This is a genomic window from Opitutaceae bacterium, from assembly GCA_041395105.1.
Taxonomy (GTDB): domain Bacteria; phylum Verrucomicrobiota; class Verrucomicrobiia; order Opitutales; family Opitutaceae; genus B12-G4.
In genome coordinates, this window is record JAWLBB010000001.1 from 222,471 (window position 1) to 242,207 (window position 19,737).

Annotated in this window: 17 protein-coding genes; 9 read left to right on the top strand and 8 right to left on the bottom strand. The window is 61.3% G+C overall.

Annotated features, from left to right (window positions below; genetic code table 11):
- Positions 1–36 precede the first annotated feature (36 nt).
- The 5 genes from argJ to R3F07_00980 form a co-directional block, all read right to left on the bottom strand.
- The gene (gene argJ / locus R3F07_00960) at positions 37–1,257 is read right to left on the bottom strand and encodes a bifunctional glutamate N-acetyltransferase/amino-acid acetyltransferase ArgJ (GenBank protein MEZ5274930.1); all 1,221 of its coding nucleotides are present in this window, start codon (positions 1,255–1,257) and stop codon (positions 37–39) included.
- A 4-nt stretch (positions 1,258–1,261) separates the two neighbouring features.
- Positions 1,262–2,293 (bottom strand): N-acetyl-gamma-glutamyl-phosphate reductase, encoded by a 1,032-nt coding sequence (gene argC, locus R3F07_00965; protein MEZ5274931.1) that lies wholly within the window; start codon positions 2,291–2,293, stop codon positions 1,262–1,264.
- Positions 2,294–2,413: 120 nt separating this feature from the next.
- Complete coding sequence (rpsI, locus tag R3F07_00970; protein ID MEZ5274932.1) at positions 2,414–2,812, bottom strand: 30S ribosomal protein S9; 399 nt, start codon at positions 2,810–2,812, stop codon at positions 2,414–2,416.
- 9 nt (positions 2,813–2,821) lie between these two features.
- Positions 2,822–3,250, bottom strand: coding sequence for a 50S ribosomal protein L13 (gene rplM, locus R3F07_00975; protein MEZ5274933.1), 429 nt, complete (start codon positions 3,248–3,250; stop codon positions 2,822–2,824).
- 445 nt (positions 3,251–3,695) lie between these two features.
- Entirely contained in the window at positions 3,696–4,379 is a 684-nt protein-coding gene (locus R3F07_00980) for a TorF family putative porin (protein ID MEZ5274934.1), read from the bottom strand.
- Between the two features lie 184 nt (positions 4,380–4,563).
- Between R3F07_00980 and R3F07_00985 the strand changes: the two genes are divergently transcribed.
- The 3 genes from R3F07_00985 to tal all read left to right on the top strand — a co-directional run bounded on the left by R3F07_00985 (position 4,564) and on the right by tal (position 7,504).
- Entirely contained in the window at positions 4,564–4,968 is a 405-nt protein-coding gene (locus tag R3F07_00985; protein ID MEZ5274935.1) for a DUF423 domain-containing protein, read from the top strand.
- The gene (locus R3F07_00990; protein MEZ5274936.1) at positions 4,965–6,374 is read left to right on the top strand and encodes a polynucleotide adenylyltransferase; all 1,410 of its coding nucleotides are present in this window, start codon (positions 4,965–4,967) and stop codon (positions 6,372–6,374) included. The genes R3F07_00985 and R3F07_00990 overlap by 4 nt, the downstream gene beginning before the upstream one ends.
- A 173-nt stretch (positions 6,375–6,547) precedes the next feature.
- Positions 6,548–7,504 carry a transaldolase gene (gene tal / locus R3F07_00995; GenBank protein MEZ5274937.1) on the top strand — a complete coding sequence of 319 codons (957 nt, stop codon included), beginning with the start codon at positions 6,548–6,550 and terminating at the stop codon, positions 7,502–7,504.
- A 173-nt stretch (positions 7,505–7,677) separates the two neighbouring features.
- Here tal and R3F07_01000 read toward each other — a convergent pair whose 3' ends face one another.
- Entirely contained in the window at positions 7,678–8,175 is a 498-nt protein-coding gene (locus R3F07_01000) for a molybdenum cofactor biosysynthesis protein (protein MEZ5274938.1), read from the bottom strand.
- Positions 8,176–8,407: 232 nt separating this feature from the next.
- A complete protein-coding gene (locus R3F07_01005) occupies positions 8,408–11,443 on the bottom strand; it encodes a TonB-dependent receptor (protein ID MEZ5274939.1) in 3,036 nt (1,011 codons plus the stop codon).
- Between the two features lie 307 nt (positions 11,444–11,750).
- On the opposite strand from R3F07_01005, the gene R3F07_01010 reads away from it, so the two are divergent.
- The 4 genes from R3F07_01010 to R3F07_01025 all read left to right on the top strand — a co-directional run bounded on the left by R3F07_01010 (position 11,751) and on the right by R3F07_01025 (position 15,199).
- Positions 11,751–12,677, top strand: a complete 927-nt coding sequence (locus tag R3F07_01010; protein MEZ5274940.1) for a BadF/BadG/BcrA/BcrD ATPase family protein — start codon at positions 11,751–11,753, stop codon at positions 12,675–12,677.
- 292 nt (positions 12,678–12,969) lie between these two features.
- Complete coding sequence (locus tag R3F07_01015; GenBank protein MEZ5274941.1) at positions 12,970–13,719, top strand: SIMPL domain-containing protein; 750 nt, start codon at positions 12,970–12,972, stop codon at positions 13,717–13,719.
- Positions 13,720–13,776: 57 nt separating this feature from the next.
- Positions 13,777–14,295, top strand: coding sequence for a plastocyanin/azurin family copper-binding protein (locus tag R3F07_01020; GenBank protein MEZ5274942.1), 519 nt, complete (start codon positions 13,777–13,779; stop codon positions 14,293–14,295).
- Positions 14,296–14,443: 148 nt separating this feature from the next.
- The gene (locus R3F07_01025) at positions 14,444–15,199 is read left to right on the top strand and encodes an AAC(3) family N-acetyltransferase (GenBank protein MEZ5274943.1); all 756 of its coding nucleotides are present in this window, start codon (positions 14,444–14,446) and stop codon (positions 15,197–15,199) included.
- 217 nt (positions 15,200–15,416) lie between these two features.
- Here R3F07_01025 and R3F07_01030 read toward each other — a convergent pair whose 3' ends face one another.
- The gene (locus tag R3F07_01030; GenBank protein MEZ5274944.1) at positions 15,417–16,490 is read right to left on the bottom strand and encodes a lactonase family protein; all 1,074 of its coding nucleotides are present in this window, start codon (positions 16,488–16,490) and stop codon (positions 15,417–15,419) included.
- Positions 16,491–16,754: 264 nt separating this feature from the next.
- Here R3F07_01030 and R3F07_01035 point away from each other — a divergent pair, with 264 nt between their 5' ends.
- Both R3F07_01035 and R3F07_01040 read left to right on the top strand, forming a co-directional pair.
- Positions 16,755–18,179: a family 43 glycosylhydrolase gene (locus R3F07_01035; protein MEZ5274945.1), complete on the top strand. Its 1,425-nt coding sequence runs from the start codon at positions 16,755–16,757 to the stop codon at positions 18,177–18,179.
- 25 nt (positions 18,180–18,204) lie between these two features.
- Positions 18,205–19,728: a sulfatase gene (locus tag R3F07_01040; protein MEZ5274946.1), complete on the top strand. Its 1,524-nt coding sequence runs from the start codon at positions 18,205–18,207 to the stop codon at positions 19,726–19,728.
- Positions 19,729–19,737 lie beyond the last annotated feature (9 nt).

The window sequence follows — 19,737 nt, forward strand, 5'->3', positions numbered from 1 at the left end:
ATGCGGTTGGGGTTGGGGTTGGGTGACTGGTCCGCTTCACTCGCTCTTGTTGAAATTGACATAGCCGTCGGTCAGATCGGAGGCGAGCAGCCGAAATCTGCCGCTGCCCAGGTTGAGCCGGACGGTGATCCGGAACCTCCGTTTCGCGACGATGGCCTTCCACTCGGGCTTGCGGGCAGGCTGGGGTTGTCCACCGACGACCGCGGGAACATCCTCATAATCGATGTCGAGTTTGTCTTCCTCCAGGGCGGCACCGGAATAGCCGGCGGCATCGGCGAGCCGGCCCCAGTTGGGGTCTCCGCCGAACCACGAGCTCTTGACCAGCAGGGAGTTCCCGATCGCCCGCGCGACCTTTTCGGCATCGTCCGCACTGGCCGCCCCCTCGACCATGACTTCGACCACCTTGGTGATCTTCTCGCCGTCCGATACGATCATGTCCGCCAGCGCATCGCAGGCCCGGTGAATCGCCCCGGCCAACACGGCCTCACCCGCTTCGTCGATCACCTCGAAGCCGCTCCTTCCATTGGCCAGGACCAGAACGGTGTCATTGGTGCTCATGTCGCCATCCACCGTGATCGCGTTGAAAGTCACCTTGACCACCTGGCGCAGGATCCGGTCGAGAACCTCGGTCGGGGCCTTGGCATCGGTGGCCACGAAGGCCAGCATGGTCGCCATGTTCGGCTGAATCATGCCCGCTCCCTTGGCCATGCCGGCCACGGTGAAGGATTGGTCGCCGGCCTTGACCCTTACGGTCACCGTCTTCTCACGGGTATCGGAGGTCAGAATGGCGTCGGCCGCCCGCTGGCCCTGTTCCGGCGCGGTCGACCTGGCCAAACCCGCCGACCGGATGCCCGGAAGGATGCGGTCCATGGGCAGCAGTTCGCCGATTCGTCCGGTCGAACAGACAAAGAAGCTGCCGGCCGGGGCGCCGACCGTTTCTTCGGCACAACGGGCCATCTCCAGTCCATCCTCCACCCCCTGGGCCCCGGTGCAGGCATTGGCATTGCCACTGTTGGCGACGATCCCGTGGAACATGCCGCCTTTCTTCAGGAGATCCTGGCAGATCCGAACCGGTGGCGCTTTGACTGCATTGATGGTGAAGACACCCGCCGCCGTGCAGGGATCGGGCGAATGGATCAGCGCAAGGTCGAGCCGATCATTCTTCCTGGCGCGGATGTCGCAGGCCGCGGCGGCCAGTTCAAATCCCGCGACATCGGTCAACCCGGGGGTGTGGGTGGAGACTTCGTAATCGGCCATGATTCTAGAGAAGCAATCCTTCTGTTTCCGGAAGATCAAACCAGAGGTTCATGATCTGCACCGCCTGCCCGCTGGCACCCTTCATCAGGTTGTCGATGGCAGAGGTGATGATGAAATTCCCGGTCCGGGGATCGTGGGTGGCGGCCATGTCGATCCGGTTGGTGCCCACCACATCCTTGGTGTCGGGCGTCGATCCCCGTTCCAGCCGCTGGACGAAAGGCCGGCCGCGATAGGTCCGTTCCCAGCAGGCTTCGAGGCTTTCGAGGGTCTGACCCGCCGCAGCCGGAACCACGATCGTGGTGGCGATGCCGCGCCGCATCGGAGCCAGGTGAGGGGTGAACTGGATGACGACCGGTCCTTTCCGGGCCAGGCCCATCTGTTCCTCGATCTCGGCCAGATGCCGATGCCTGACCAGACCGTAGGCCTTGGCACTTTCGGTCCGTTCGCAGTAGAGGTAATCCTCGGCCACTTTGCGACCCGCTCCGCTGACCCCGCTGAAGGAATTGACCACCACTGAAGCGGTGTCCACCAGTCCGTCTTGTATGAGGGGGAGAAGCGGGACCAACACACTCGTCGGGTAACAACCCGGGGCCGCCACTAGGGGCCGCTCCCTCCAACTCCCGTCCGCCCATTCGGGAATCACGTAGCTTGCCCGGGGCAACAGTTCCGGGTCCGGATGGGCTGCGCCGTAATACTCGCTGTAGACTGCCGTATCCGAAATACGGAAATCGGCGCTCAAATCAATCACCCGCCTGCCCGCGTCGACCAGGGGCCGGGCGAAGCTCGCGGCGGCGCCGTGGGGGAGCGCCAGAAAGAAGAGGTCGATGTCGTCCCGGGCGGCCAGTGCTTCGGCCTCCGAGGGATCAAAGACCGCGTCGGGTGCCAGACCCCGCATGGCCGGCATCACCGATTCCAAGGACTTGCCGGCATGCTGCCGGGAGGTGATCGCTTTCAGGTTGACCGCCGGGTGCCTGAGCAGGAGCCGGACCAGGACTTCACCGGAATAGCCGGAAGCGCCGATGATACCAACGTTCATGACGTAAAGAGCGGGAGATGAATCAAATGAATGGGGGAAAACTCAGGATTGGAAAAGACAACGCCCTCTGCGGCCGAGGCCGGAGAGGGCGGAAAAACGGTCCAGTGGCGAAGCGCCCGATCAGCGCTTGGAGAACTGGAAGCGCTTGCGGGCCCCCGGCTGGCCTGCCTTCTTGCGCTCCTTGGCTCGAGGATCTCGGGTCAGAAGACCCGCCTTCTTCAGATCACCACGCAATTCGATATTGTACTTGAGCAGGGCCCGGGCGATCCCGTGCGAGATTGCTCCGGCCTGACCATTGACCCCGCCGCCGGTGACCGTGGCACGAACGTCGAACTGCTCACGCAGATCCGTCAGGACCAACGGCCGCACGGCATTGCGCCGAAAGGCTTCATGTCCAAAATAGGTGTCGAACTCCTTGCCATTGATCTCGATCTTGCCCGTCCCGGTCGTGATCCGGATGCGGGCAGTGGCGGTCTTCCGACGGCCCGTGCCGATATAGGTGATTGTCTCAGTCGCCATGGGTGCTTGCTAGAGGGAAATGGTTTGGGGATTCTGGGCAGCGTGGGGATGCTCCGGCCCGGCATACACTTTGAGCTTGGAGAGCATCTGGTTGGCCAGCCGATTCCTCGGCAGCATGCCCTTGACCGCGTGCTCGACGACGAATTGCGGCTGCCGGGCCTTCATGTCAGCCACCGACCGGTGCTTCTCTCCCCCGACGAAACCCGAAAAGAACATGTAGTCCTTCTGCTCCTCCTTCTTGCCCGTCAAAACGATCTTGTCGGCGTTGATCACGACGACGAAGTCGCCGGTATCGACATGAGGGGTGTAGGAAGGCTTGTTCCGCCCGCGGAGAATATTGGCCACCTTGACCGCCATGCGGCCGAGGACCTGGTTCGACGCGTCAACCACATACCACTGCGGTTTCACGTCTTCTTTCTTGGCAAGAAAAGTCTTCATCGGAGAAAAAGAGGAGCAGGAAGACTCTTTCCAACCCGCGTGTCAACACCGGAAAGAAGGAGAGTCCACCGAAAATGCAAATGCTTCCGGGTTGGGGAAGAAATGGATGGAGAGGACACACCCGCTTCGCTCAAGAACGGAAGAATCGAAAGGGTCAGACGAGAGATGAGTGATGCGTCTCGAATCCACCGAACGACGTTCGACTGTCATCGCCCTGAAACCGAAAACAAAGCCTGAGGAGAGGTAGGAGGGGGTTTACCCCTCGATCAACCGCTGGATCGAGGGATAAACCCTCTCCTACCGAGCAACCGACGCATCGAGCCTTACTCCGTGCGACAATTGCCAAAATGACACGCGGCAGCCTATCCGCCTCCCAGACGAAAAGCGCCCGCCTCTTTCCGGAGGCGGGCGCCGTCAAAACGGGTTGGGGGAACCTCTGCCGAACTCAGCCCCCGAAGCTCACGCCCAGGGTGAAGTAGAAGTGGTTGTCCTCCAGATCATCGATCGTGTGGGTTGCCCAGTGGACACCGGCGCTGATCGCGGTGCTGTCATTGAGCTGGTAGGGAACGACCGCATCGACTCCATAATAGGAATAGCTGTCGCCCTCATTCGGACTCACATACCCGTAGGTGGCCGTGAGATCAAGGGAGGTTCCGGCATCTTCAAACGGGATGCTGTACCCGATGGAGGCCTGGAGGGTCCAGGTCTCGAGGTCGAAGTCATAGTATCCGTAGATCCCGGGTGTCCAACCTTCGAGGTCCCAGTTCAGGCCGACATAGGCCTCGAGGGTATCGTCGACTTCGTCCAGCGGGTAGTAGTAATAGGTCGCACCCACGTCGAGACCGAGGTTGTCGCTGATGGTGAAGCTGTAACCGACGTACACGTCCCATTCGTCGATGTAGCCCTCGGAACTGCGATTCTCCATCGGAAGCGCCCCCCAGATGCCGACGTAGAGATCGTCAAATCCCAGTTCGACGGACGGGTGGAAGGTATTGTCCGCCAGCTTGATACCACGGAAGACATACTCCGATCCGACCGTCATGTCACCGGATATGGAGAATGCCGCGAAGGAAGTACTACCCATCCCGACTACCGACGCCAGGAGGCACGAGGCTAATAGTTTTTTCATAACTGTTGTTTTCTTATCTTGTTTGTTTGCTAAGTCATTCGGAGCTTGCCCGAATTACCGCGAAATAAAGTTCCCAGCCAGCCGTCAGCAAGTCCAATCATGGGCATTGGAAGCGCTCTCCATCCGGTCCGGTGACTTGAAATCGGCGATGACCATCGGCGCACCATAAAGCCGTTTTCATGCCATGACCGTAAAAAAAACCACCTTTTCCTGGAGCTGCTCGATCGGGGCAATTCTCGGATTTCTCGGCGTTCTTGCCGGAGCCTTCGGCGCCCACGCCCTCAAGCCCGGTCTGATCGAGAGAGGGATGCTCGAAGTCTGGCAAACGGCCGTGCTCTTCCATCTCCTCCACGCCATCGCCCTCTGCGCCCTCGGCTGGACCGTCAGCCCTTCCCGGCGGACCTCAAGGGCCGGCCTGATCGCGACCTCCTGGACACTCGGGATCCTTCTCTTCTCCGGTTCTCTCTACCTTCTTGCCCTCGGAGGCCCGCGTTTACTGGGACCGGTCACACCGATCGGCGGCCTCTTCCTGCTCTCCGGCTGGGCCCTCGCCGTGTTCCTGCGTCCCGCGACCCGAACGGCATCGTGACTACGCCAGCGCCCATGCCGATCCCGGGCGCCCTGCGCACCGTTCTTGAGGAGGTGGCTCGGAAAGGCCGCCCTCTCCTGGTCGGAGGTTGCGTTCGGGACTGGTTGATCGGGCTCGAGCCCAAGGACTTCGATATCGAGGTCTACGGCACCGGGTGGGAGGAACTCGAAGCCGTCCTGCAGCGGCATGGGCCTGTTCAGATGGTCGGCCGCAGCTTCGGGGTCATGAAACTCAAGCTCGGCCACGAATTTCATGATTTCAGCCTCCCACGACGGGAGTCGAAGCTGGGACGCGGGCACCGCGGATTCCAGGTCGAGGCCGATCCCGACCTGAGCGAAGAGGAGGCCGCCGCACGAAGGGATTTCACCATCAATGCCCTGATGTACGATCCCTTGACCGATCGGGTCATCGACCATTTCAACGGTCAGGAGGATCTCAGGAACCGTATCCTTCGCCACACCGGTCCCGCTTTTGCCGAAGATCCACTCCGGGTGCTGCGGGGGTTCCAGCTGGCCGCACGCTTCACCTGCACGATGTCTGCCGAGACGATCGTCCTCTGCCGATCGATTATTGATGAGTTCAGGACACTGCCGGTCGAACGAGTCTGGGCGGAGTGGGATAAATGGGCAGTTCAGTCGGTCAAGCCGTCGCTTGGCCTCCGGGTCCTCCGGGAAACCGGATGGATCGCCCACTTCCCGGAGATCGCCGCCATGGATGGGGTTCCCCAGGACCCGGAATGGCACCCTGAAGGGGATGTGCTCACCCACACCGCCTATTGCCTCGACGCCTTGGTGGAAAGTCCTGAGTGGAAGCTGGCCCCTCCCGAGGATCGGCGGATCCAGGCCTTTGCCGTTCTGGCTCACGATTTCGGCAAAGCCACCACCACCGTCCAGGGCGAACGACACGGCAGGATCCGCTGGATCAGTCCCCGCCACGATGCCGTCGGCGGTCCCCTGACTGTGCAGTTCCTTGAAGGGATCGGTGCGCCCAACGCCGTGATCGAGGCCGTCCCGCCTCTCGTCGAGCAGCACCTCTTCCACCTGTCCTGGACCGGAGAGGGTCCAAGCCCGGCCAGCATCCGCCGCCTGGCCCGGCGACTGGCTCCGGCCACCATCGAGCAACTCTGCCGGGTCATGGAAGCCGACAGTCGGGGACGGCCGCCTCTCGACCCCGCCGAGACCGAGGACCGGATCCGGATCCTTGCTCAAGCCTCCGAACGGATGCATCTCGAACAGGACGCCCCCCGCCCCATCCTGCACGGACGCCACCTGATCGAGCTCGGCCTGAAACCCGGCACGACTTTCGGGCCGATCCTGAAGGAAGCCTTTGAAGCCCAGCTCGACGGCGCGTTCGAGGATCTCGAAAACGCCCGCAAATGGCTGGAGAATCACCTGAAATCCAGCTAACGTCCCATCTTCCATCTTCCATCTTCCATCTTCCATCTTCCATCTTCCATCTTCCATCTTCCATCTTCCATCTTCCATCTTCCATCTTCCATCTCCCATCTCCCATCTCCCATCTCCCATCTCCCATCTCCCATCTCCCATCTCCCATCTCCCATCTCCCATCTCCCATCTTCATGACCCAACTCGAACAACTCCGCCAGTTCACGACCGTTGTCGCCGACACCGGTGACTTCAAATCGATCAAGCAGTACGAGCCGCGCGATGCGACGACCAACCCGAGCCTCATCCTCAAGGCGAGCGAGATGCCCGACTACGGAGAGCTGGTCGACCGGGCGGTCGCGGACAACCGCGGCAGTTCCCTTTCCGGTCCGGCCCTCACGGATCATATCATCGATGATCTGCTGGTTCTCTTTGGCTCCGAGATCCTCAAGATCATTCCCGGCCGCGTTTCCACCGAAACCGATGCCCGCCTCTCCTTTGACACCCAGGGCAGCATCGACAAGGCCCATGCCCTGATCGAACGCTATGAAAAGCGCGGCATCTCGCGCGATCGCATCCTGATCAAGATCGCCTCAACCTGGGAAGGTATCGCCGCGGCCGAAGTGCTCCAGAAGGAGGGCATCCACTGCAACCTGACTCTCCTTTTTTCCCTGGCCCAGGCGGTTCGCTGTGCCGAAGCCAAAGTCACCCTGATCTCGCCCTTCGTCGGCCGCATTCTCGATTGGCACAAGGCAAAGACCGGCAAGGATTTCGCACCGGCCGAGGATCCGGGCGTACGGTCGGTCCAGGAGATCTACACCTACTACAAGAAGTTCGGACACCAGACCGAGGTGATGGGTGCGAGCTTCCGCAACAAGGGTGAGATCCTCGAGCTGGCCGGCTGCGACCTTCTGACCATCAGTCCCGACTTGCTCGGTGAGCTTCAGGCCTCCTCCGAATCGGTCACCCGCAAGCTCGATCCCGAGGTCGCCGCCAAGGCGGACCTCAAGGAGATCTCTCTCGACGAAAAGGCCTTCCGCTATCAGGTCAATGAAGACGCCATGGCCACCGAAAAACTGTCCGAAGGCATCCGCAAATTCGCCGCCGACATCGTCAAGCTCGAGAAGATGATCGAGAAGAAGATCGGGTAAAGGAAAGAGGACTCCATCGGAAGCGGGTCCAGCAACAGCGCTATGTCGCCGTTCCGACCGCCATGTCCTGCGCTAAGCCCCTTCCCTTACTGAGATTCTCTGCAATTCAACTCTTCCGCTTCTCGAAGAGCCTTCGTTACCTTCGTTCCTTTGCAGTTCAACTCTTCCCACCTTCACTCAAGGTGGAGTTCCTGTGGGCCGAGCTCCAATGTCCCGCTCTCCAGGATTCTCGCCCGCAATCCGCCCCGGCCTCTCATGGCTTCCTCCGCGCCCGGACCGAAGGCCTCGTCCATCCAGTAACAGGGCCGGCATTCCTCGACCCCTTCGAACCGCACCTCGCCGATCCTGAATCGCTGACCGATCAGGTCGTTCAGGTCCACACCCTCGATGACGACGTTGCGCCGGTAGACTTCGGTTCCCCCATCCGGTTTCCGATCGAACTGCCGACAGAGGTCCCGATGAACGGCCAGATCGAAGAAAGTGATCTGCTTCCCGTGTCCCTTCTCCCGCGCGTGGTAGCGATCGCCGACCAGGCCCCGGCCGGCGACACACTCGACGCTGTCCCGTTCCACCATCGGCTCCGTTCCGGAAGGACCCCCGTGGTGCCCGACATAGACATGCTCCGGGCAGATCAGGAGCGAATGGAGGACAACGGGCAGATACTCGGGCATACCAGTGAGCGATTTTGCACATTCTGCCGAACCCGGCAAGCGAAGGGAGACCACCCTGATTCACCTGTGGGAGAGGCTTTACGCCTCGATCAACCATCGCATCGAGGCGTAAAGCCTCGCCTGCCAATGACTTCTTCGATTGGGTCCGGTCCTGCCGGCTCCAAAGACAAAAAAAGAGCCGGGTCGCGAACGACCCGGCTCTGAATGTCTGAGCAGGTATTCCTGAACTCGATTACAGCTTCTTGGTCACCTGGAGGGAAACGAAGCGTCCCTTCGGCGAATACATGAAGCCGGGGTAACCGGTCGAGTTATTATCCCACGAAACGACGCGCGGGGGATCCTTATCCAGGATATTCTGGACGTTCAGGGTCACTGCGGTGTTGCCCCACCAGCTGTCGCTGTCTTCGAAGAAGTTGTAGGTGAAGGAGACATCGAAGGTCAGCATCGAGTCAACCTGTGTGAATCCGGCCGGATCGTTCGGCGCTGACGGATCCCACTCGCTCTTGAAGTCGCGGAAGCCGGCGGTGTAGTTGGCCTGGAGGGAGGCATTCATCGCGCTCTTGGACCAGCGGAGGAAACCGACGCCGCGCCAGTCCACATAGGCAGCGTCGCCGGCACCGGGGGAAGGATCACCGGTCTCGTTGTCGAACGAGATATCGGTCATTTCCCCGACATAGTCGAAGAACGGCGCTGCGGGGAACTGCTGGATCTCGTACTTCTGAAGATAGGACGCATTCAGGCCGATGTCGAAGCGACCGGCGCTGTCCATCACCCAGAAATAACTGGCCTGGATGTCGATGCCTTCAGCATTCTCGTTACCGACATTGCGGAAGACGGCGTTGACCTGGACAAGATTGTCCTGGAAATCGCGTACGATGCTCTCACCCGGGATGAGGGTCTCGCCCTTGAAGGCGCGATCCACTACGTCCTGATGGTCCACGGCGACGTTGCCGTTGCGCTTCACATTCCAGTAATCGACCCCGAAGCTCAGGCCAGAGGTGTCGGTCGAGGCAAAGCTCGGCGTCCAGACAAACCCGATCGAGTAGTTCTCGGAATCCTCCGCCCTGAGCAAGCTGCTGCTGGCAGTCGTGATATCCATTTCGGGCTCATTGATCTGCTTGACCGGGTCATTGATCGCCGTGAGGGCGGAAGTCAGACCGGCGGCATAGAGCTCATACATGGAGGGCTGACGATAACCCTGGCCCCAGCTGCCGCGGACGACAAAGCTGTCGTCAAACGGCTGCCACTTCAAGGCCACCTTCGGCACGGCCACATCATCATCCTGGGTCCAGAACTTCTCGTAACGGGCCGAGAGGTTGAGGCTCAGGCTGTGGAATCCGGCCACATCATTGTCCGGGCTGAGAATTGGCAGACCCAACTCGGCGAAGAACGCGCTGATCGAGCGGTTGGCATTGGTCGTGTTGTCGGTCGACGATCCGATGACGTCACCCGAGGTGCCCGCCACGTCCGGCGATTGCATCATGGTCTCTTCGCGGACTTCGTAACCGAGAGCGATACCGGCGGAGCCACCCGGAAGATCGAAAAGACTCCCGTTGGAAACCGTCACGTTCACGCCATACATCTCGGACTCACGGACATTATGCAGCTCGACCGTGCCGGCAGGAGCGACCTTGCTGTTGTTCGGGATCGGATTCGCAAAATAGCCGAACGGATTGTAAGGCACGGTCGTGCCGAGGTAGTCGCCGCTCGTCGGATCGAAGAAGGAATCGTTGGCATTGACCAGACGGTTGAACCGGCTGATCGAGACCAGGGTATCCCGTTCGACCTGCTGGACCTTGCTGTAGTAGGTGTTCAGATCCGCATTCCAATTGCCAAAGAGCTTCTCACCCTTGACGCCCCAGACGAAGTTCATCGCGGTATTGGTCGTCCGGTAGATGCGATTGCCGAACTCGGCCAGACGGGCGCGGGAACCTCCCGAGAAATCCTCGTTGAAAGGATTGAACGGGTTGTAGGCCGCCCGGTCCGTGGTGATACGCTCGGCATTTCCGTTCACATTCTGGGTCGTGTAGAAAGGAACAGATCCCTCTGGGATCGGCGATCCGGCCGCGATCTGCGAAACCACCTTGGTCTCCAGATCCTGAACCTGGAGGATGGCGTTGGCCGTCCGGGCCGGGATAACCAGGGAAACACCGCCCGGGTTGCCGAAGTTGCCCGTCGCGGAAGGCGCCAACTCATTCTGGGCGAAGTTCTGCTGGAAGATCAAGTCACCATAGGTGCTGATGTTGTCCGTCCCGAAGAGCTTCTTCTCAAATGAGGCATAGCCACCCTTGCGCTCGAGGTGCGGGGTGGACTGGGCCTGCAGATTGAAGTTGTAGGTCGAGGGCCGGCCGCTGGCATAGTCGTAAGAACTGGCCGGGAGGGTGCCGTTGTTGCTCTCCCTGTTGGTCCAGGTCGAGGTGAAGAACAGATCCGAGCTCGGAATCAGGCTTTCCCCGCCTTCACCCAACGCTTCGAGAGCGGCGGCCCGTGAGATCTGAAAGTTCAGCGGGCTGGCATTCGAGCTGAGGAACGGAGGCACCGCCGAATACTCACGATCCGAGTGGCGCATGTCGTTCTGCTTGAAATAATTCAGGCCGACCGTGATCTTGGTGTCCTCGGTGCTCAGACCGTAGACCCCGCTGGCCATGAGTTCCATCGCATCGTCTTGGGCCGTGCTGTTGCCGTAGCGAACGGACAGCTCCGCGCCGTTGAAATCACGACGGGTCTTGATGTTGACCACACCCGCGACCGCATCCGCACCATAGGTGGCGGAAGCGCCGTCGAGGAGCACTTCAACCTGGTCGATCGCCGCCAGCGGGAAGGACTGGATGTCGATGAACGCCGTGGTGCCACCGGTGCCGCGGGGATACGGAGCAACCCGTCGACCGTTCAGGAGAACGAGGGTGGCATCCGAACCGAGACCGCGGAGGTTGACCGAGGAAGCGGCCGCGGTGAAACCGGTCTGGTTGTTCTGGACCGGGACACTGGCCTGCACATAGGGCATCGATTGGATGACCTGCTCGACCGTTCCGTAGCCGAGTTCATCAAAATCCTTGCGGGTCATGATGTCGACCGGAGCCGTGCGGGCATCGTAGGCCGTCTCCGTGGTCGGAATGTGCGACCCGGTGACGACGAATTCTTCAAGCTTGACCGTCTCTCCGGCAGAACCCGTCTGCTGCGCCATCATGGGCGAGGCAACGAGAGCACCGAACAGAAGACCAAGGGGGAGACGCACACGCCTACTGGCGCGCAGTATACTTGTGTTCATAGCTAATATTATCAGGTTTCGTTATATCCCGGGAGAGTCAGTCCCGGGCACGGTTTTGCAAACTCCTGCACAATCATGATTGGGCCCGAAATGCAAGAGAGGATTTTCACAAATCCGTTACATACAAGCCCTTTCGACCTCGCCATCGACAGGAAGCAAACCAGAATCATCCGTATTCCTGATCCTTCAGATAAGGATACCCCGGTCGTCCGTCCAATGTTGATGGCCGGCATCAGATCATCTAATAACTTGATTTCGACGTGTTTAGAAGAGACGCGATGAAGGACGTTACACCCATGACCCCGAAGTGAACTCCCATCCGTCAGACTCAACCGGGGAGCCCTGCCTGATCGGCGTCGACGGAGGCGCCACCAAGACCGCCCTCATCCTGACGGATGCCCGGGGGAGACTCCTCGACCAACAGAACGGACCCGGGTGTAGTCCAAGTCACCTGGGACCGGACGGCGCCCGCGCCCTGATCAACCGTCTCCTCCACAGGCTGGTGGCCCGGCCGGCCGGCACCCGACTCCAGATTGAGGCCACCCTCTTGTTCATGGCGGGTGCCCCCGCCTTCTGGAAGGATTTCGCCGCAGGTTTGAACGGGTTCGGCCGGGTCGAGACCTACGATGATTCCCGCCCCGTTCTTCAGCTGGCCTGCGGTCCCAAACCCGGGCTTGCCCTCCACTGCGGCACCGGTTCTTTCGTCGCCGCCCGCGGTCCCGACGGACGGTATCACTACGCCGGCGGGCTCGGTTGGCGGCTTGGTGACCCGGGCAGCAGCCACGATCTGGGCACCCGCGCGGCCCGGCTCGCCCTGATGGAACTCGATGGCTGGAGTCCCTCCAGCGAAGTTTCGCGGATGGTCACTTCGAAGACGGGGCAGACCGGACGTCCGGATCTCCTCCGTTTCATCTACACCCAGACCGACCCGAATTCGCTTCTGGCCGGATTGGCACCGGATCTCGTCCACCTCGCCGATGATGGCTCGGCCGAAGCAGGCGGGATTATCAGGGAGTCGCTGGAACCCCTTGTCGGCCTCGCTTCGACGGTCGCGTCCCGACTCCGGCTTCCCCCGCGGTCTCCCTGCGGCCTGAGCGGCCGGCTCTTTCGCTCCAGAGCCGGACTGGGCGCGATCAGCGATCTCTTCAAGCGGACCTCACTTGATTGGCAGATCAACCCCATCACCGACGAACCCATTGAGGGCGTCCGCCAGATCCTTGCCCTCAGAGGCTAGTTGGGCGGGTAGGGACGGACCGCCGGACCGTCCGGCAAATCCCTTTGATTCCTGATCGGTATTTTCGGACTCATTCGGTCCTCAGGTGTAGACGCCCCAGTCTCTTGGGGCGTGTCGACGTGGATTGGCGGCAAGAGACTGGTTCGACTGGCTCACCACCGATGCCGCAAGTACAGCTCTCAGAGAATCAATCCTTGTTACTTCCTGAATGACGCCAATTGCGTTTTCCAGTCAGGGCTGCATGGTTTGGACTTCAGCGGAACTTCCCGCCCTCCCCGCTTTCCCAGAATCCATGAAAAACACCCAACGGAGTCCTTTTCCCATCAGTCTCGCCGCCGCGTGTCTGGCCGTCAGCGCTCTCACGCCTTCCCTCTCCGCCGAGACCGATCCGGATGACCGGCGCATCCTCACCGTCTCCGCCCAATCCTCGGTCGAAATCCCCACCACACACGTACGCATCACCGTCATGATCGAGGCCCGCGAGGACACCCCGCAGGCCGCCCAGGCCGCCATCGCCCGGCGCTCCAACCCGGTCCTCGAATTCCTCAAGGATGAAGCGGTCGAAAAACTGCAGACTTCCGGCCTCTCCCTGAATCCCATCTTCGAGCGCAACCCGAAACGGCCCGACTCCTGGTCGAGCCAGACGCGGATCGTCGGCTACAATGCCCAGTGGACCACTTCATTTGAAGTCTCCGTGGAAAAAGCCGGCGCCATCGCCGATGAAGTGGTCAAGAAAGGTGCCGACCGGATCGCCGGCTTTGAGCTGAAGGCAAAGGACGAGGCGGTGGAAGAGGCCCGGACCGAAGCCCTCCGTCTCGCCTCCATGCAGGCACGCGACCGCGGCATCGCGGTACTCGATGCCCTCGGCTACGAGATGATCGACGTAGTCCGGGTCCACGTTCAGGATAATGGCCCCATCTACCCGATGCGCGCCATGCGTGCCGAGATGATGACCATGGCCGCCGACGCCGCACCCCCGACCGCGGTCGAGGGCGGTATGCAGTCCATTCCGGGATCGGTCACTCTCGAGATCGCCTACTGATCCCATCCGGAAGTCTCTGGGATGCCAAAGGTCATTAATGGGATTCGCGCTTGCGCCATGCCTGAAACCGACAAACTTTTCGGGATGAAGAAACTCCTTCTCCTTTCCACCCTTCTTGCTTCCGCCCTCGCTTTCACCGGATGCGGTGGCGGTGACACCACGACTGAGACGGCCAAACCGGCCGAACCAGCCTCCACCGCCAAGGTGATCAAGGTCACCGGCAACGATCAGATGCGTTTCAACATCACGGAGATCAAGGTGAAGGCCGGTGAGACCGTCCGTGTGCAGCTGACCAACATCGGACAGATGCCGGCCCAGGCCATGTCCCATAACTTCGTCGTCCTGAACCGGGCTGTCACCGAGGAGGAGTTCGTGGCCTTTGCCACCGCCGCCTCCCAGAATCCTCCCACCTACCTTCCGGCCCAGTCCGACCTCGTTCTCGCTCATACCAAGACCCTCGGACCCGGCGCCAGCGACACCATCGAATTCACCGCGCCGGCTGCCGGCACCTATGAATTCCTGTGCACCTTCCCTGGTCACTATGCCCTCATGCGGGGCAAGATGATCGTGGAATAGACCATCACCGTCAGTCCTGTTTTCCCCTCAAGCCCGTCGCCTCCGCGACGGGCTTTTTTCTTGGATCATGGCCAATTGAAAAGTGTAGTGACGGCAGCCTAATGCCGTCCTTCATCCACCCCAAGGCCCTTCCCGCCCGCATCCAGCCATGCCCCCTTCCACCCTCACCCCGACCGACCTGATCCGGTGCCTGAAGACCCTCGGCGTCCATCCGGGCGACACTCTGCTCGTTCACAGCTCCCTGCGCGCTCTGGGGCCTTTCGAGGGTGGCGGCGAAGCCCTCATCGATGCCCTGAGGGAGGTTCTCGGTCCGGAGGGCCTCCTGGTCGTGCCGACCCACACCTGGGATGTCGTCAACGACCGCCAACCCGTCTGGCACGAGACCCTGACGCCGTCCCATGTCGGCACCCTGACCAATCTCCTGCGTGTCCGCACCGGGGCGGTCCGCAGCATCCACCCGACCCACAGCGTCGCCGCCCTCGGCCATCGCGCCGCGGCATTCTGTGCGGGTCACGAGACGGACGACTCCCCCTGTTCGCCGACCAGTCCCTACGGCCGCCTGCTTGAGGCCAACGGGAAGATCCTTCTCCTCGGAGTCGGCCTGAACCGTTGCACCTTCATCCACTGCCTGGAGGAAATCGCCGGTCTGGGGGAGATCTGGTCGCTGACCGAAAGGGCCCGTCGTTTCTGCATCCGGGCCAATGGCCAAATCCTTCCCGTCATGGCCCGATCGCACAAAGACTACAAGAGCGAGAGCTACGGCCGGGCGGAGGCCGAGCTGATCGCCGCCGGTATCGTCCGCGAAGCCGACTTGGGTCCGGCCCGCCTGCTGCTGGTCGAAACTGAAGGTCTGGCCGCCTTCCTGGTTCCCCGTTTTCGCGAGAATCCCCGCTATTTCTGGTGAGGGGTCAGGCCGAGTACTTAAATGCAGGCCCCACGACTATACTCGCCTTGACCCCAGTCGCCGCCCTGAGGGACAGTTTCCACGGATCATCAACAGTAGCCGCGGCAGTCTCTTGCCGCGTAACAACGTCGGTTCGCGGCAAGGGACTGCTGCGGCAGTGCTTGCCTGGGCGATCCCGCTCACCCCAACCAATGGTCATTCCGACCTGACCCCCGATTCACCGGAACTGAAGGCAGACCGGGGCCGGCACCTGGACCACACTGTCCAGTTGAAAGGTCAGTTCGCCGGTCTCCGGATCAATCGCCATCACCCCGGCCGTCCCGGATCGTGCGCCCGCCACCAGCAACCACCGTCCACTCGGATCGATGGTGAAGTTCCGGGGCCAGTGCGCCCGTGCCGGCTCCGCCTCGACCAGGGTCAGCCTGCCATCCTCATCATGGATCGAAAAAACCCCGATCGAGTCATTCCCGCGGTTCCCGATATAAACAAACCGGCCATTCGGGTGCACGAGGATATGCGACGTGTTGTTGTAAGGCTCGGCGACCGACATATCCCGCGAATCCAGATGCTCGATCGGGGCGAAGACCGCCGTCGATTCATCATAACGGAAGGCAGAGATCTTCGCGCCCAGTTCGTCACTGACATAGGCAAACCGCATCGAGGGATGAAAACTCAGGTGACGCGGCCCATACCCCGCCGGCAACCGTACCTTGTGACTGAAGGTCTGCTCGAGCGGTTCCACCCTCACCTGAAACGTCCAGACTTCGTTGGTGCCCAGATCGACCTGGTGCACCCTAGTTCCGTCCGGCGTGAAAACCGCGAAGTGAGGCCGCGACTGGCCCTGCCGTTCGTGCGGTCCGGGTTCATCCAGGGTATGCGGGGTCATCAGGCCGGGTGAGCGCAGCGAGCCATCCGGATTGAGGCCTATCAATCCGCTGACGCCATCCCCGTAATGCGAGGTGGCCAACAGGGCACCATCCGGACGGATCGCCAGGTGGGTCGGAGCCCCCGCGTGCATGAATACCACACTCTGCCGGGTCAGTCCCGCATCGGGACCCACCTCGAACGAAACGACCCCGGCTCCGTCTCCTTCCCGGATCGAGGAATAGAGAACCGGCAGGGATGGGTGAAAGGCAATCCAACTGCCCGAGGTAAACTCCGCGGCCAATTCCGGCGGACTGAGACGACCGGATTCCGGATCAAAGGACGAACGGTAGATGCCTGAACCGCTGCCGGATATCCAAACGGTCCGGTTGTCGGCGGGAAGGGTGGAGGCGAGGGAGAGACTCATGAAAATCAGGGAAACGACGCGGAACATGGGCCAACATGGATAACCCCCGCCGCAAAAGACAACCGTGAAGCGCGGGCCGGCCGGAGCCTGCCAGGGGTCACTCAGTCGCTTTACGGTCAATTCGGAATCGGACTGCCTTTGTCGCCCGGTTTCCCTGAAGTGGACTCCAGCGTTGCCGCCTCCGATTCTCTTCCCCCGGCTCCCATCATGCCCTTCCATCCGCTCGCCTCGTTCCTCGTCGTATCCGCAATGTCCCTTCAAGCGATGGCTCAACCCGAAGTTCCCGAAGGAAAGCTCCAGGTCGTCCTCGGCGGCGACCATGCCGATCCCAGCATTGTGAGGGATGGCGAGGATTTCTACCTCACCCACAGTTCCTACGACAAGCATCCCGGTCTGAAGATCTGGCACTCACGAAACCTGGTGGACTGGAAGCCGATCGGCTACGCCCTCCATCGGAACGTCGGGTCGGTCTGGGCCCCGGACTTCATCAAGCATGGTGACACTTTCTTCATCTACTTCCCGACCTCGACCGGGGACAATTACGTGGTGACCGCCGCCAATCCCGCCGGGCCTTGGTCGGATCCGATCAAACTGAATGTCTCCGGCATTGATCCCGGGCATGTCACCGCACCCGACGGAGAACGCCTGATCTACCTCAACGGAGGCAAACTCGCCCGCCTCTCCCCGGATGGACTCACCGTGACCGCCGATGCCGTCAAACGCTACGACGGGTGGCCCATCCCGCAGGTTTGGGACATTGAGTGCTTCTGCCTCGAGTCGCCCAAACTGCTTCGACGCGGCGACTACTATTACCTGACGTCAGCCCAGGGGGGCACGGCCGGACCGCCCACCAGTCACATGGTGGTCACGGCCCGATCACGCTCTCCGCAAGGGCCGTGGGAGGAAAGTCCCTACAATCCGGTCGTCCACACCTGGAGCCGCGACGAAGAAATCTGGTCGAAGGGTCACGGAACCTTCTTCGATGACGCCGCCGGCAACTGGTATGTCATCTACCACGGCTACCTGCGCGGGCAACTCGCCTGGGGACGTCATGTGGTCATCGAGACGGTCGAATGGACGGACGACGGCTGGCCCCGGACCCACCGGAATCCCGTTCAGGAAGGCGAGCTGTCCTACCACAACAACGAACGCATCCGGTCCGACGGATTTGAGGGCGACCGACCCGGCCGGCAATGGCAGTTCGGCGGCCTGACCGCACCATTTGACCAGGTAACGGTGACCGGCGGCTCCATGGTCCTGCAGCCGGCCGGCGGCCAAATCATCACGGCCCAGGTCAATCCGGACGGGAAGACCTTTGAGATCGCCATAGAAATCGAAGTGGAAGGGCGCGACACGATCGGTGGCCTCGGAATCTACTATTCCGATACCCACCATGTCGGCCTCGGTCTGCACGATGGGGAAGTCGTGCGCTTGATCAACGGCCGAACCGCTCCGGAACCTCAATCCGTCGATCAGCCCCGCCACTTGAAGGTCAGGGTCCGGAATGATGTCGCCACCTTCTACAGCAGCGCGGACGGAAGGTCCTGGATCAAGGCCGATCGGTCGTATGAACTCTCAGGTTTCCAGCACAATTCGCTCGGTGGCTTTTCCTACCTGCGGCCAGTCATTCTGGCGCGGGGTCCCGGAATCGTCCGGGTGGCCCGATTCGACTTCGTTGACGGACGTTAAGTCCTCTCCAATCTGAAAGCCACCCATGTTTGCCCGATCCGCCGCCGTCCATCGACCCGTTCTCTGTTTCCTCATCGCCGGCCTGCTCGGGGCGGTCAGCGGATGCCGCACCCCGGTGCAGGAACCCGGACCCACCCGGACGGTTGCAGACCAACCACCATCACGACCCAACATCATCGTCATCTTCACCGATGACCAGGGCTACCAGGATCTGGGCTGTTTCGGGTCACCACTGATCCAAACGCCCCGTCTGGACCAGATGGCCGCGGAAGGTTTGCGGTTCACCGACTTTCATGTCGGCGCATCGGTCTGCAGCGCTTCGCGGGCCTGCCTCCTGACCGGCCGCTATCCCTCGCGGCATGGAACCGGTGGGGTCTACTTCCCGGAAACCGGAGGACTCAACCCCGACGAGGTGACACTCGCCGAGATGCTCGGCCAGGCAGGCTACGCCTCCGCCTGCTTCGGCAAGTGGCACCTCGGCGATCAGGAACGCTTCCTCCCGACCAGCCAGGGTTTCGATGTCTATTTCGGCATCCCCTACAGCAACGACATGTACATCGGCCCGAACCAGAAGCTCGCCGCTGATGCAAGATTCACCGGAGACTATGACCGGGACGCCACCCTCGCCGATCAGGCCCTGGTCCGACAATTGACCCACGAAAACACGGGTCACGAGGCCACCCGGGAAGCAGGCCTGCATGAGAAGGTTCCGTTAATGGAGGGTGATGAAATAATCGAATACCCGGCCGACCAGGCCACCCTGACCCGCCGCTATTTTGACCGGGCCATCGAGTTTATCGATCAGGCGGACGGAACGCCGTTCTTTATCTATCTCACCCCCGCGATGCCCCACGTGCCCCTCCATGCCTCGACCGCCTTCCGGGGGTCCAGCCGTCGCGGGCTCTATGGTGATGTGGTCGAGGAAATCGACGCCAACGTCGGCCGACTCCTCGACCACCTCGATCAATCCGGTCTGAGCCCGTCAACCCTCGTGATCTTCACCTCAGACAACGGCCCCTGGCTGGCCAAGGGAGACGCCGCCGGATCGGCTCTCCCCCTGCGCGGAGGAAAATTCTCCAACTATGAGGGCGGCATCCGGGTTCCGGCGATCGCCCGATGGCCCGGCAGCATTTCAGCCGGTGGAGTCACCCATGCGATCACCTCGACGATCGATCTCCTGCCAACCATCCGTCGCCTGACCGGAGCATCTCTGCCCGAAGGCACCTTGATCGATGGCCAGGATCTGTCCCCCCTCTTCCGCCATCCCGCCTCCGGCATCAATCGGAAGGCCCTGTTCTTTTTCGACCGAAAGTCCCAACCGGTCGGTCTGCGCCTGGGCGATTGGAAATATTTCCGCTACGGCGGCAGTTGGAACCCTTCCCCTGCGGACCCGCCGGAACTCTTCAACCTGGAAACGGATCTCTCGGAAACCACCAACCTGGCCGAATCCCATCCGGAAAAGGTCGCTGAAATGGAACGTCTGCTTGCGGAGTTCGAAGCATCCCTCGAGACCCGCCATCCGGACAATTGGATCCCGCCTCGACCGTGAAATTGGTGA